Source organism: Pseudomonas sp. NPDC086112 (genome assembly GCF_044746425.1).
In the GTDB taxonomy this organism is placed as follows: Bacteria; Pseudomonadota; Gammaproteobacteria; order Pseudomonadales; family Pseudomonadaceae; genus Aquipseudomonas.
Genome location: NZ_JBIVCD010000009.1, coordinates 110523 through 123759 on the forward strand (window position 1 = coordinate 110523; position 13237 = coordinate 123759).

The 13237-nt window shown below is 60.6% G+C and carries 12 protein-coding genes; 3 read left to right on the forward strand and 9 right to left on the reverse strand.

Features of this window, described 5'->3' with window-relative positions; translation table 11 throughout:
• Positions 1-53: 53 nt before the first annotated feature.
• From ACIPLA_RS09435 to ACIPLA_RS09470, 8 genes are all read right to left on the reverse strand, one after another.
• Positions 54-338 carry a pyrimidine/purine nucleoside phosphorylase gene (locus ACIPLA_RS09435; protein WP_007895072.1) on the reverse strand — a complete coding sequence of 95 codons (285 nt, stop codon included), beginning with the start codon at positions 336-338 and terminating at the stop codon, positions 54-56.
• Positions 339-412: 74 nt separating this feature from the next.
• Positions 413-961 carry an exonuclease domain-containing protein gene (locus ACIPLA_RS09440; RefSeq protein WP_192344109.1) on the reverse strand — a complete coding sequence of 183 codons (549 nt, stop codon included), beginning with the start codon at positions 959-961 and terminating at the stop codon, positions 413-415.
• A gap of 71 nt (positions 962-1032) precedes the next feature.
• A complete protein-coding gene (locus ACIPLA_RS09445; RefSeq protein WP_401173003.1) occupies positions 1033-2994 on the reverse strand; it encodes an acetyl/propionyl/methylcrotonyl-CoA carboxylase subunit alpha in 1962 nt (653 codons plus the stop codon).
• 110 nt (positions 2995-3104) lie between these two features.
• Entirely contained in the window at positions 3105-3902 is a 798-nt protein-coding gene (locus ACIPLA_RS09450) for an enoyl-CoA hydratase/isomerase family protein (protein WP_401173004.1), read from the reverse strand.
• Positions 3899-5056, reverse strand: coding sequence for a citronellyl-CoA dehydrogenase (gene atuD / locus ACIPLA_RS09455; RefSeq protein WP_401173005.1), 1158 nt, complete (start codon positions 5054-5056; stop codon positions 3899-3901). The genes ACIPLA_RS09450 and atuD overlap by 4 nt, the downstream gene beginning before the upstream one ends.
• Positions 5057-5123: 67 nt before the next feature.
• The gene (gene atuC / locus ACIPLA_RS09460) at positions 5124-6740 is read right to left on the reverse strand and encodes a geranyl-CoA carboxylase subunit beta (protein WP_401173006.1); all 1617 of its coding nucleotides are present in this window, start codon (positions 6738-6740) and stop codon (positions 5124-5126) included.
• A gap of 2 nt (positions 6741-6742) precedes the next feature.
• Positions 6743-7672, reverse strand: a complete 930-nt coding sequence (locus tag ACIPLA_RS09465; RefSeq protein WP_218397466.1) for an SDR family oxidoreductase — start codon at positions 7670-7672, stop codon at positions 6743-6745.
• 13 nt (positions 7673-7685) lie between these two features.
• Positions 7686-9488, reverse strand: coding sequence for an acyclic terpene utilization AtuA family protein (locus tag ACIPLA_RS09470; RefSeq protein WP_218397464.1), 1803 nt, complete (start codon positions 9486-9488; stop codon positions 7686-7688).
• A 178-nt stretch (positions 9489-9666) separates the two neighbouring features.
• Between ACIPLA_RS09470 and ACIPLA_RS09475 the strand changes: the two genes are divergently transcribed.
• The 3 genes from ACIPLA_RS09475 to ACIPLA_RS09485 all read left to right on the forward strand — a co-directional run bounded on the left by ACIPLA_RS09475 (position 9667) and on the right by ACIPLA_RS09485 (position 12307).
• Positions 9667-10293: a TetR/AcrR family transcriptional regulator gene (locus ACIPLA_RS09475; protein WP_008015249.1), complete on the forward strand. Its 627-nt coding sequence runs from the start codon at positions 9667-9669 to the stop codon at positions 10291-10293.
• Positions 10294-10386: 93 nt separating this feature from the next.
• Positions 10387-11181, forward strand: coding sequence for an ABC transporter substrate-binding protein (locus ACIPLA_RS09480; protein WP_218397462.1), 795 nt, complete (start codon positions 10387-10389; stop codon positions 11179-11181).
• 112 nt (positions 11182-11293) lie between these two features.
• Complete coding sequence (locus tag ACIPLA_RS09485) at positions 11294-12307, forward strand: GNAT family N-acetyltransferase (protein ID WP_218397459.1); 1014 nt, start codon at positions 11294-11296, stop codon at positions 12305-12307.
• A 132-nt stretch (positions 12308-12439) separates the two neighbouring features.
• Here ACIPLA_RS09485 and ACIPLA_RS09490 read toward each other — a convergent pair whose 3' ends face one another.
• Positions 12440-12988, reverse strand: a complete 549-nt coding sequence (locus tag ACIPLA_RS09490; RefSeq protein WP_007894994.1) for an RNA polymerase factor sigma-70 — start codon at positions 12986-12988, stop codon at positions 12440-12442.
• Positions 12989-13237: the final 249 nt, after the last annotated feature.

The window sequence follows — 13237 nt, forward strand, 5'->3', positions numbered from 1 at the left end:
TGCCCGCGTCCAAGGACACGGGCATTTTTTTGTCGCTGTGAAAATCCGGGGGTTTAGCCGCGGTATTCGCACAGGTAAGCGGTGTCGACGGCCACTTTCAGCTGGAATTTGCTGTTGGCGGGTACGTTGAACTGGCTGCCGGCGGCGAAGGTTTCCCAGGTGTCGCTGTCAGGCAGTTTGACGGTCAGGGCGCCGGACACCACGTGCATGATTTCACGCTGGCTGGTGCCGAATTCGTATTCGCCCGGTGCCATGACGCCGATGGTCGCTGGACCTTCAGCGGTGCCAAAGGCGATCGACTTGACGGTGCCGTCGAAGTACTCGTTGACTTTAAACATGGGCGGTTCCTCGAAAAGGGCTAAAAAGGGCCGGCCAGTATGCACAAGGTGTCGATAGGCGTCACCTCCTGCACTCAAGGATTAGCGGGGAAAATCAGCGGTAACAAACGCGCAGTATTGCGCGCGTCTTCCAGTGCTCGATGCTGCTGACCGTTGAACTGCAGGCCCGCCAGTTGCAGGGCCCCGTTGAGCCCCAGCGGGCGCTCCAGCCGACAAGCCTTGGCGAAGCGTTGCTTGAGGTTCATGTGCGGCACTCGGCTCAGGGCGCTGTCGAGTTGCAGGCGCTGCCAGTCCTGAAGCAGTTGTTTGCGGTCGTAATCGCCCCAACTGGCCCAGCCTTCCAGGCTCGCGTGATGTTGGGCGAGCCAGCGCTCGAACAACGGCCAGATGTCGGTGAGCGGCTGTGAGGCATCGATATTGGCCTGGGTGATGTGGGTCAGTTCCCGGCAAAACGGCGTCAGCAAGGGCCGGCGCAACGGGCGCACGAAGCACTGGAAGTGATCCAGTTCCTGGCCCTTGCGGTCCACGAGGGTGGCACCGATTTCGATGATTTCCATTTCCGTGACTGGCCAGCCGCCCTCATCGGTGGTGGCTTCCAGATCAATGACCAACCAGTGAGGCATCGCAGGGTTCCTGGTATCCGCGTCCTGATAGGGCTTGAGCGTAGCCAAACCCGGCGGATCCGCCTAGCGGCTTATTCGACCTCTAACAAAATCTGACGATTTTTAACCTGATCGCCGACCCTGACCTGCAAGCGTTTAAGCACTCCGTCAATCCCCGATTTGAGCGGATGCTCCATTTTCATTGCTTCGAGCACCACCAATAGCTGGCCTTTGCTGACCGGGCTGCCCTCATTGACCAGTACGTCGACGATCGCCCCGTCCATTGGCGCCTTGAGCGTGCCGGAACTGACATTAGCCTGGCTGCTGACCAGTGCCTGGGTCCGATCGACCAGCCGCAGGCTGCCGGGGCGCGTGAACAACCACAGTTGCCCGGCCTCGAGGCGATAGGCATGGCGTTGGCGGATGCCGTCGATTTCCAGCGTGGCCCAGTGGTCGTCGCACTGGATAACCTTCAATTCAAGGGTGCGAGCGCCGACCTGAATGCGGCAAGGTTCGCCAGATTCAGCGTTCAATTCCACCGGCCAGTCCTGATCCTCCAGGCCGATTCGGTAGTGCAAAGGCACGCTGGCGTTGTTGCGCCAACCGGCCAGCGGGACGCGGTGAGCCTGCGCTGAAGCCTGATAAAACAGCGCCGCAGCGATGGCCAGTTCTTCGGCGCTCGGCAAATGGGGATGCAGATAGGGATGATCGACGAAGTGCGTGGGGATGAACCCGGTGCTGAACTCGCCACTGATGAACTGTGGATGTTCCAGCAGACAGGCGAGCAAGCGCTGATTGCTTTGCACGCCCAGCAGCACGCTGTCCTGCACCGCCCGCAACAACTTGCGCCGGGCTTCTTCGCGGGTGGCGCCGTGGGCGATGAGCTTGCCCAGCATCGGGTCATAAAACGGACTGACAGACTGGCCCTCGATCAAGCCATGGTCGATCCGCACACCGCCCGGCAACGCAGGTTCCCAGGCTGCGATTCGCCCGGTTTGCGGCAGAAATCCTTGGGCTGGGTCTTCGGCATACAGACGCACTTCCATGGCATGGCCGTTGAGCTGAACCTGCTCCTGTTGCAACGGCAGTGGCAGTCCTTCGGCCACGTGAAACTGCCAGGCCACCAGATCGAGGCCGGTGATCAGCTCTGTCACCGGGTGTTCCACTTGCAGCCGGGTGTTCATCTCCAGAAAGTAAAACTGCCCGCGAGCATCCAGCAGGAACTCCACAGTGCCGGCGCCGACATAATTCACCGCGCGCCCCGCCTTGAGCGCAGCTTCGCCCATGGCCTGGCGCAACTCGGCGGTCATTACCGGGCAGGGCGCTTCTTCGATGATTTTCTGGTGGCGACGCTGGATCGAACAATCGCGCTCACCAAGGTAGATCAGGTTGCCGTGCTGATCGCCGAACACCTGAACCTCGACGTGACGCGGGTCGATCAAGGCTTGCTCGAGGATCAGTTCGTCGCTGCCAAACCCATGCCGCGCCTCGGAGCGTGCGGTGCGAATCTGCTCCAGCAACTCTTCAGCGCTGTGCACCAGGCGCATGCCACGACCGCCGCCGCCGGCACTGGCCTTGATCATCAGCGGATAGCCGATGCGTTCGGCTTCACGGCCGAAGGTCGCGTCGTCCTGTTCGCTGCCCTGATAGCCTTTGATGCAGGGCACGCCCGCTTTGATCATGGCGAGTTTCGACAGACGTTTGCTGCCCATCAGTTCAATGGCCTCGGGGCTCGGGCCGATGAAGATGATGCCGGCCTGTTGGCAGGCGCGGGCGAATTCTGCGTTTTCCGAGAGGAAGCCGTAACCGGGGTGGATCGCATCGGCACCGGTGCGCCGGGCGGCGTCGATGATTGCCGGGATGTTCAGGTAAGACTGCTGCACCGAGGCCGGGCCGATGTTCACGGCTTCGTCGGCCATCTGCACATGCAAGGCATCGGCGTCGGCGTCGCTGAATACTGCAACGGTGCGGTAGCCCAGCGCTTGCGCAGTGCGCTGGATGCGGCAGGCGATTTCACCGCGGTTGGCGATCAGGATTTTGCTGAAGGCGGGCATGGGTTATTCCCTTGGTTTTTGCGGTGAATGTGAGGGCCTCTTCGCGGGCAAGCCTCGCTCCTACGGACTGCGTGATACCCCTGTAGGAGCGAGGCTTGCCCGCGAAGCTCTTAAATCGCCCAACCCGGTTTTCGCTTTTGCACAAAGGCCATCGTCCCCTCGATCCCTTCATCCCCGGTCACTGCGTCACTGAACCACTCGGCCGCCTGATCCAGCAGGCCATCCGAGAGTTGCGCCGCACTCGCCAGCAAGAGTTTTTTGATCGCCGCATTCGCCCCCGGGGCGCAACACAACACATGGGCCAGCACCTCATCGAGGCGCTCGGCCAAGGCTTGCGGGTCATGCTCGACAAAATGCACCAATCCCATGCGCCGGGCCTGGGTGCCATCGAACCGTGCGGCGGTCAGGGCCAGTCGGCGGGCCTGGGTCAGGCCGATGCGCTGCACCACGAACGGTGCGATCTGCGCCGGCAACAGGCCGAGGCTGGTTTCCGGCAGGCCGAATTGCGCCTGATGATCGGCCATCGCGATATCGCTGACGCAGGCCAGACCGAAGCCGCCGCCAAGTACCGCGCCTTGCAGCACCGTGATGACCACTTGCGGCGCGTGCTGGGTTTCTTCCAGCAAGGCGCCGAACGCACGGTTCAATTCGCGGTAGGCCGTCTGACCCTGAGCGCGGGCATTGGCCATGTCCTTGATGTCGGCACCGGCACAAAAATGCCCGCCGGCACCGCCGATCACCAACGCGCGAACCTGCCGGTCATCGCGCACCGCCGCCAGCACCGCGCGCAGCTCGGCGACCATTTGCAGGCTCATGGCGTTGCGACTGTCGGGGCGATTGAGGGTGATGTGCAGGACGCCGTTATGCCGTTCGAGCAACAGGGTCTGGCAAACGGGAAGGGTGTTCATTTCTTTTTCCCCGGCAGGATGCCCATGAGTTTGCAGATGATCCCCAGCATGATTTCGTCGGCGCCGCCGCCGATCGACACCAGCCGCACGTCGCGGTAAGCCCGCGCCACCGGGTTGTCCCACATGAAGCCCATGCCGCCCCAATATTGCAGGCAACTGTCGCTGACTTCCCGGCCCAGTCGCCCGGCCTTGAGTTTGGCCATGGACGCCAGACGGGTGACGTCCTGGCCTTTGATGTATTGCTCGGTGGCCTGATAGACCAGCGCCCGCAGGCATTCGATTTCGGTTTGCAGTTCGGCCAGGCGGAAATGGATGACTTGATTATCGATCAGCGCATTGCCGAAGGTCTTGCGCTCCTTGCAATACTCGATGGTGCTGTCGACGCAATACTCCAGGCCTTTGATCATGTTCGCCGCGCCGAACAATCGTTCTTCCTGGAACTGCAGCATCTGCATCATGAACCCCGCGCCTTCGTGGCCGATGCGGTTGCGCTGTGGCACGCGCACGTTGTCGAAAAACACCTGGGCGGTTTCCGAGCTGCGCATGCCGAGTTTGTCCAGGTGCGAGCTGAGGCTGATGCCGGGGCTGTTCATCGGCACCATGATCAGCGACTTGTTGATGTGCGGCTTGTCATCCGAGGTGTTGGCCAGCAGGCAAATGAAATCGGCGCTCGGAGAGTTGGTGATCCACATCTTGCTGCCGTTGATCACGTAGTCGTCGCCGTCCTTGCGGGCGGTGGTTTTCAAGCCTGCTACGTCGGAGCCGGCACCGACTTCGGAGACGCCAATGCAGCCAACCTGCTCGCCGGTGATTGCCGGCCGCAGGAACTCTTCGCGCAGCTCATCGGAGCCGAAACGCGCCAGGGCCGGGGTGCACATGTCGGTCTGCACGCCGATGGACATCGGAATGCCGCCGCAATGAATGGTGCCGAACTCTTCGGCGGCCACAATCGAATAGCTGTAGTCGAGCCCCATGCCGCCGAATTTTTCCGGTTTGGAAATCCCCAGCAGACCGAGGTCGCCCGCCTTGCGGAAGATCTCATGGATCGGAAAGCGCCCAGCCTTTTCCCATTCCTCGACGTGAGGATTGATCTCGTTATCGACGAATTGGCGGACGGTGCGGCGCAGTGCTTCGTGTTCCTGGGTGAAGATCATTTTTTATTGTTCTCCTGTGATCGTTCCCACGCTCTGCGTGGGAATCAGCCTTAGACGCTCCGCGTCATCAAAAACGGGCTACGCCGAAACTGTTGGATTGCAGCGAACGAACTTCGGCCTCATGGCAGATGTCCAGCAAGTACCCGAGCAACGTGCGGGTGTCCCGCGGATCGATCAGCCCGTCGTCCCATAGATTGGCGCTGCCATACAACGCGGTGGACTGGCTGTCGAGCTTCTGCGCGGTGACTTGTTCCAGCATGTCGAGCATTTTCGGGTCGGGCACCAACCCGTCCTTGAGCTGTTTGGCTTCGGTGACGATCCGCAGCACTTTGCCGGCCTGAGCGCCGCCCATCACCGCGGTGCGGCTGTTGGGCCAGGCGAAGATGAAGCGCGGGTCGAGGCCACGACCGCACATTGCGTAGTTGCCAGCGCCGTAGGAACCGCCGACGACGATCGTCAGTTTGGGCACTCGGGCATTGGCCACCGCTTGAATCATTTTCGCGCCGTGCTTGATCACCCCTTGTTGTTCCGACTCGGTGCCGACCATGAAACCGGTGGTGTTGTGGAAAAACAGCAGGGGCGTCTGGCTCTGGTCGCAGAGCTGAATGAACTGTGCAGCCTTGCTCGCACCTTTGGGCGTAATCGGGCCGTTGTTGCCGATGAAGCCGCAGGCTCGACCCTGAATCTGCAAATGCCCGCAGATCGTTTGCTGGTCGAACTCGCCCTTGAATTCGAGGAAGTTCGACGCGTCGGCAATCCGGGCGATGATTTCGCGCACGTCGTAGGGCTTTTTCGGGTCATCCGGGATCAGCCCCAGCAGTTCGTCGATGGGGTAGAGCGGTTCTTCCCACCGACGTTCGGGTAACCATGGCAACTGATCGTTCCACGGCAACAGGCTCATGATCTCGCGCACCTGGCGCACGCCATCGGCATCGTTCTCGGCCAGGTATTCGGCGGTGCCGGCGGTTTGCGCGTGCATCTGGGCGCCGCCCAGTTCTTCATCGGTAGCGACTTCACCGGTGGCGGCCTTGAGCAGCGGCGGCCCGGCAAGAAACAGCTTGGCTTTGCCGCGCACCACCACCACGTAATCCGACAACCCCGGTTGATACGCGCCGCCCGCGGTGGCCGAGCCATGGACCACGGTAATTTGTGGCAAGCCCATGGCCGACATCCGCGCCTGATTGGCAAAGCTGCGCGCGCCTTCGACGAAAATCTCCGCCGCGTAATTGAGGTTGGCGCCTCCGCTTTCCGCGAGGGTGATTACCGGCAATTTGTTTTCCATGGCGATCTGTTGCAGGCGCAGGGATTTTTTCAAACCGCTGGGGGAAATGGTTCCGCCCTTGATCGCGCTGTTGTTCGCCACCACCAAAACCCGCACGCCGGACACGTAACCGATCCCGGCGATCAAACCGCCGCCGGCCGAGCTGCCGTCCTTGTCGTCGTGCAGCTTGTAGCCGGCCAGGCTCGCCAGTTCGAGGAACGGCGCGCCGGGGTCAAGCAGCAGGTTAAGTCGCTCCCGGGGCAGCAGTTGCCCGCGCTTGTCGAACCTGGGCTTGGCTTCGGCGGCTTTGCTCAGCAGGTTCTGTTCGAGCTGGCGGACCTGCTCAATGCCGGCCAGCATGGCCGCACGGTGACGGGCGAACGATTCGCTGAACGGGTCTACCTGGGACTGGATGACCGGCATGGTTATTCCTTGTCCTTGGATTCATCTGGTTTGGAGACGTCTGGTTTGGAGGCGTCAGGTTTGGACGCGTCGGGTCTGAGTACTTCGGGTAAATAGGCGCGGTGAAAACCGTTGTAGGAATGACTGTTCTGCGCCTTGTGCATTGGCCAGGCCCGCCCGCCGAGGCTGGCGGCGCCGTCGATGCGCAACGTGCTGCCGCTGACAAAAGCGGCTGCCGGGCTGAGCAGGAAAACAATCGCCGCGCTGATTTCCGATTCGGTGCCGATGCGCTTGAGCGGTACGTGTTCGCACAGGGTCGGGATTACGGCCCGGAACGCACCTTCGTAGGTGTCCATGCCGCTGGAAGCGACCCAGCCTGGCGCGACGGCGTTGACCCGCACGCCGGCATAGCCCCATTCAAACGCGGCGGTCTTGGTGAAGTTGTCCATGCCCGAGCGCGCCGCGCCCGAGTGACCCATGCCGGGCATGCCGCCCCACATGTCGGCGAGCATGTTGACGATGGCGCCGCCGTGCTTGCTCATGGACTGATTGAACACCTCACGGGCCATCAGAAAACCGCCCACCAGGTTGGTGCGCAGTATGGTTTCGAACCCTTTCTGATTGATCGACGCCAGGGGCGAGGGGTACTGCCCGCCGGCATTGTTGACCAGCCCATGAATCGGCCCGTGTTTGCGGATCAGTTCGCTGACCAATTGCGTGACGGCGTCTTCATCGCGGATATCGCAGACCTGCCAGCTGGCTTTCCCCCCGTCTTCAGTGATTTCGGTGGCGACCTTTTTCAGTTTCTCGGCATTACGCCCCACCAGCAGCACCTGCGCGCCGAGGGCTGCGAGCTCATGGGCGGTGCAACGGCCAATGCCGCTGCCGCCACCGGTGACGATGATGTTCTGGCCAGCGAACAGGTCGGGTTTGAAAATCGAGTCATAAGCCATGGGCGACGGTCCTCTAGTTGACCTGATCAGCAATGTGCTGCGGCACCGGAATCTGGATCTCCAGCAGTTGTTGGGCGAACGCCTTGCCTTGCGGATCGATCCGCAGGCTGGCCACGCCACCGCCGCCGAGCGCGTTCTCCAGAAGAAAATTAAAGCTCTGAGTGCCGGGTAAATACCAGCGTTCGACACGTCCGTGGATCGGGTCGAGGACATGGCTCATCCAGTCGACCATCACCTCAGGTGTCAGCGCCTCGGCGATCCATGGCAGGTAGTCGGGATGGCGGGCCATGACGCCGATGTTGCTGTGATTGCCCTTGTCGCCTGAGCGCGCCACGGCGAGTTTGATCAGGGCTACGCTGGCGTCGGCGCGCTCGGTGGGTTGGGGTGGATCGAACGGTAGCGGCAAGTCATCCGGGTCGAGTACATCGAGGGCGGGCAGGGCGCACGGGTGGCGCTCACCGGCGAGGTCGACTTGCAGGGTGCAGGCCGTTTTGTCGATCAGGAATGAAAACAGCCGAATCAGCGGGTACACCGTCGGCCGCCCGCCGACGATCCCGGTCAACCCCGGCGCCATGCCGGTGGCGGCTTGGGCGATTTCCCGGGAAAACAGAACCAAGGCCTGTTTGCTTGGGTGGCGCACGGCGAGTTTGATCACCACTTCGCGGCTGTCCTGGCGCTGGCCGTGGGGGCCATAAGTCGCTTCGCTGCCCAGCAACTCAATGTTCACTTCGCTGTAGGGCGCCCAGCCGCGCTGGCTGAACATTTCCGAGGTTTTGTTGATGATCGCCTGGCTGACCCGTCGGGCCTTGGCCACGGCATCGATCCCGGCGATCAGGCAACTGGCGGTGCAGCGGAAACCGTCCGGATACGTGGCGCTGACTTTATAGTGATCGGTCGGCGGCAAGCCTTTTGCGCCATGCACCTGTACCGCGTTTTTGCCTTGCTGCACGAGTTTGACCTGACTGAAATCGCACACCACGTCGGGCAGCAAATAGGCCTGCGGGTCGCCGATTTCATACAGCATCTGCTCGCCAACGGTCAGGGGCGTAACCAGGCCGCCGGAACCATCGGGTTTGCTGACGATAAACTGGCCGTCGGCGCCGACTTCGACGATCGGAAAACCGATGTGTTCGTAATCGGGCACGTCGTGCCAATCGGTGAAATTGCCGCCGGTGCACTGGGCGCCACATTCAATGAGGTGCCCGGCCAATGCAGCCTGGGCGAGTTTGTCGTAGTCGTGCCACGACCAGTCGAACTCATGCACCAGCGCGGCGCTGACCACGGCGCTGTCGACCACGCGCCCGGTAATCACAATGTCGGCGCCCAGGCGCAGGGCTTCGACGATGCCCGGCGCGCCGAGGTAGGCGTTGGTCGATACGCACATCGGCGGCAGGGGCGTACCACTGAACATCTCATGCAGGCCAAGGCTGCTCAGGTGTTTGAACTGCGGCTGCAGATCGTCACCCGACAGCACGGCAATCTTCAGCGTCACCCCGGCCTTGTCGCAAGCCGCTTGCAGGGCAGCGGCGCAAGCTTGTGGATTGACGCCGCCGGCATTGCTGATGACGCGGATCTTCTGCTCCGCGAGCTGGTTGAGGAGGGGACTGAGGACTTCGATGAAGTCGCTGGCGTAGCCGGCCGCCGGATCTTTCATCCTCGCCCCGGCCATGATCGACATCGTGATCTCGGCCAGATAATCGAACACCAGGTAGTCCAGCCGCCCGCCTTCCACCAGTTGCTCGGCGGCGGTCGAGGTGTCGCCCCAGAATGCGCTGGCGCACCCGATGCGGATTGTTTTAGGCGCAGTCAATTCCATAACCACCTCCGACAGAAGTGCTTTGAGACTACCAAGCAAGCGCTTGGTTTGTAAACGGCTGAAATATCTTCTGCCCAAGCGCTTGCTTGGTCGCCCCCGCCAGCTTAAATTGCCCGCGCAACCCTGCTGTTTTAGCGGCCAGCGGCGCAATTGATTGATCGACTGTAGGAGAGAACGGGTGGACGAGCAAAAAGCCCTGAGGGTGATGCGCGAATTGGTCGACAGCGGCCAATTGACCGACCCGGACAGCGCCCGCGGCAAACTGCTGCAAGTGGCCGCTCACCTGTTTCGTAATAAAGGTTATGAACGTACCACCGTGCGTGACCTGGCCAGTGCGGTGGGTATTCAGTCAGGCAGTATTTTTCATCACTTCAAAAGCAAGGATGAGATCTTGCGGGCAGTGATGGAGGAGACCATTCGCTACAACACCGCGTTGATGCGTGCAGCCCTGGCCGAGGCCGGCAGTGTGCGCGAGCGGGTTTTGGCGCTGATTCGCTGCGAATTGCAGTCGATCATGGGCGGCAGCGGCGAGGCCATGGCGGTGCTGGTATATGAGTGGCGTTCGCTGTCAGCGGAAGGTCAGGCGCAAGTTTTGGCGCTGCGTGATATTTATGAAGACATCTGGTTGCAGGTGCTGGGCGAAGCCAAGGACGCCGGTTTTATCCGTGGCGACGTGTTCATCACCCGCCGTTTCCTGACGGGCGCGTTATCCTGGACCACCACCTGGTTTCGTGCCGATGGCAGCATGAGTCTCGATCAATTGGCCGATGAGGCGTTGATTCTGGTGCTTGAAGAACGGCAGTAAGCCGTCTATCTCGGCAAGAAACTGGCTAAGTCGGCGAAACCGCCTAGCTTGAATACATTGATGGATATTTTTTTCGGGGAGTAGGCTGTTTTGATGTCTTCACCAATTCGAACAGTGTCTCGGCTTTTGCTGGCGGCGCTTGCAGTGTGCTGCGTGTTGCCATCTCAGGCTGCGCAACAGGTGCGGGTCGGTGCCGCGCATTTTCCACCCTACACCGTGCGCCCGGAGAACGGTGCCGACACCGGTCTGCTGCCGCAACTGGTGGAAGCCTTGAATCAGTTGCAAACCGATTATCAGTTTGTACTGGTACCGACCTCGATTCCCCGGCGTTTCAACGACTTCAAGGAAGGCCGGGTCGATATGGCTATTTTCGAAAACCCGGACTGGGGCTGGAAGGAGATCCCGCACACCCTCGTCGACATGGGGCTGGAAGATGCAGAAATCTTTGTCGCGCAGAAGCAACCCGGTCGCGATGAGAATTACTTCAAGGACCTGACGGGCAAGCGTCTGGCGCTGTACAGCGGCTATCACTACGAGTTTGCCAATTTCAATGCCGATCCCAAGTATCTGGCCGACGCCTACAAGGCCACGCTGACCTATTCCCATGACAGCAACTTGCTGATGGTGCTGCGCGGGCGGGCGGACATTGCCTTGGTGACACGTTCGTACCTGAGCGATTACCTGCTGCGTAACGAGAAAGTCGGCGAGCAATTGCTGGTGTCGCAACGGATCGATCAGGTCTATCACCATTACGCGCTGATTCGCCCGCAGGCGCCGATTACTGGCGAAGCATTCGGCAAGTTGCTGCAAGGCCTGCGAGACAATGGGCAGATGCTGAAGATTTTCGATCCCTACAAAATTGCCCTGGTGCCGGTGCGCAAGCTCTGAATCGTGCCCCTGATTAGTGCCATGAGACGAGCATTTGGCGACTGCGCTTAAATTTCCAGCCCCGGCTCACGTCACATCGTTGAACTGTCGACGATTACCGTGAGCCCCACCCATGTCCAATCTGAATGACCTGACCACCCTGGCCTTGCCGTCAGGCAACTGTCTTGTAGCCGATGAAACCGCCAGCCGCCTGAGCCTCAGCCTGCAAGGGCAACCGTTGATCGAGCTGCGGCTGACCCGCGAGCCGCAATTGCATCTGCGGCTGGAGGAGCGTTTCGGCCGTACTGACGGCCAGGCATTCTGGGCGGCTTGCTATTGGCTGTTTGCCCGTGACGCGGCGTGTCAGCGTCTGACCTGGCAACTCGATGACGTGCCCACCGAAGCCTTGCTCAGCGGATTGCTGATCGCGACCGAAGTCACCGGCCAGTATCGCTGCGAACGCACGCTGTTCTGGCAATTGCCTCAGCCTTGGCTGGGTGAGTCGCGCACCGGCAGCTATCCGCAGCAAATGGTCATCAGTAGCGGCAAGCGCCATCCATTGCGGGCGGTGAAACCCCGTGGCGAGGTGTATCGACGCTTCGACGCACGGCTCGGTGCGTGGGTTTCCCTGCGCACGGTAGAAATCGAGCATGACCTGGCGCGTTTCAACCGCTGGCAGAACAGCCCGCGGGTGGCGAGTTTCTGGCAGGAGGAGGGCAGTCTCGAGAAGCATCGCGAATACCTGAGCAAGCTCGAAGCCGACCCGCATACCTTGACGCTGATCGGCTGCTTCGATGATCAGCCGTTTGCCTATTTCGAAGCCTACTGGGCCAAGGAAGATCGCATTGCGCCGTTCTACGATGCCGGTGATTACGACCGTGGCATTCACATGCTGGTGGGCGAAGAACATCACCGCGGGCCGCACAAGGTGGCGAGCTGGCTATCGGCGCTGGTGCATTACCTGTTTCTCGATGATCCACGCACTCAACGGGTGGTCGCCGAGCCTCGCGCCGATAACGCGAAGATGATCGGGCATATGCACAATCAGTGTTTCCACTGCGAAAAAGAGTTCGACTTCCCGCACAAGCGCGCGGCGCTGATGGTGTTGGGGCGTGAGCGGTTTTTTGATCGGTGTTCGTTGGCTTGATGCGTAAGGCTCAAGGTCTGTTGCGGGCTTGAGTCAGTCTTCGCGGGCAAGCCTCGCTCCTACAGTGTTGTGTCGTTCACAAATAATGTAAGCGACACAACACTGTAGGAGCGAGGCTTGCCCGCGAAGCTTTTAACGGCGCGCGAAGGTATCCGCACGATTGCCCGACACTTTGCGGCAATGCACCAGCGCATCACGAATCATGAAGTTCACCAAGGTTGGCGAGACGCCGAGTTCCTTGGCGATGTCTTTTTGCGGTACGCCGTGCAGGCGGTACATCTCGAAGGCGTAACGGGTGCGGCTGGGCAACTCCGTCAGCGCATCGGCAATGTTTTCCAGGGTCGAGAAGTTCATGTGCGAGGTTTCCGGCGAAGCGCCCTGAATCACCACGTTCAGACCTTCCTCTTCCGGGCCCGAATACTTCTGCTCCAGCGCCTGCTTGCGGTAATGGTCGATCGCCAGGTTGCGCACGATCTGGAACAGATAGCTGAGCTGCGCCTTGATTGACGACGTGATCTGCGGCGCCGATTGCAGCCGGAAGAACGCATCCTGCACCACGTCTTCGGCGCGTGATCGGCAACCGGTGATGCGGGCGGCAATCTTGACCAGAATCAGTCGGTTGTCGACGAAGGCCTGAAGTAGCGGTGAATCGCACCTGCTTGTGGATACTTGTTCCGTCATTGGAAATCACCTTGCTGCAAATAGGGTCGTGGGACGACAAGTGGGTCGGAGTCGTCCTACACATCGAGCGACAAATTAGGATGAATGATAATGATTGTCAATTGAGAAAGAGAATTAATGCGTCACAAAAAAGCACAGTGAGAACGGCGACACGCTGACTCACCTACCTGACTGCAAGCCTGCCGGCGCTCAAGCCTGGCGACTAATTATTTCAAGACTTCATCCGTTCTCATTGGTGAATGGCTGCGG

Coding starts and splice junctions, on each gene's coding strand:
- ACIPLA_RS09490 (WP_007894994.1), bottom strand. CDS start 12,988: ATGACGGAACAAGTATCCACAAGCAGGTGCGATTCACCGCTACTTCAG.
- atuD (WP_401173005.1), bottom strand. CDS start 5,056: ATGATCTTCACCCAGGAACACGAAGCACTGCGCCGCACCGTCCGCCAA.
- ACIPLA_RS09485 (WP_218397459.1), top strand. CDS start 11,294: ATGTCCAATCTGAATGACCTGACCACCCTGGCCTTGCCGTCAGGCAAC.
- ACIPLA_RS09480 (WP_218397462.1), top strand. CDS start 10,387: ATGTCTTCACCAATTCGAACAGTGTCTCGGCTTTTGCTGGCGGCGCTT.
- ACIPLA_RS09465 (WP_218397466.1), bottom strand. CDS start 7,672: ATGGCTTATGACTCGATTTTCAAACCCGACCTGTTCGCTGGCCAGAAC.
- ACIPLA_RS09435 (WP_007895072.1), bottom strand. CDS start 338: ATGTTTAAAGTCAACGAGTACTTCGACGGCACCGTCAAGTCGATCGCC.
- ACIPLA_RS09440 (WP_192344109.1), bottom strand. CDS start 961: ATGCCTCACTGGTTGGTCATTGATCTGGAAGCCACCACCGATGAGGGC.
- atuC (WP_401173006.1), bottom strand. CDS start 6,740: ATGCCGGTCATCCAGTCCCAGGTAGACCCGTTCAGCGAATCGTTCGCC.
- ACIPLA_RS09445 (WP_401173003.1), bottom strand. CDS start 2,994: ATGCCCGCCTTCAGCAAAATCCTGATCGCCAACCGCGGTGAAATCGCC.
- ACIPLA_RS09470 (WP_218397464.1), bottom strand. CDS start 9,488: ATGGAATTGACTGCGCCTAAAACAATCCGCATCGGGTGCGCCAGCGCA.
- ACIPLA_RS09450 (WP_401173004.1), bottom strand. CDS start 3,902: ATGAACACCCTTCCCGTTTGCCAGACCCTGTTGCTCGAACGGCATAAC.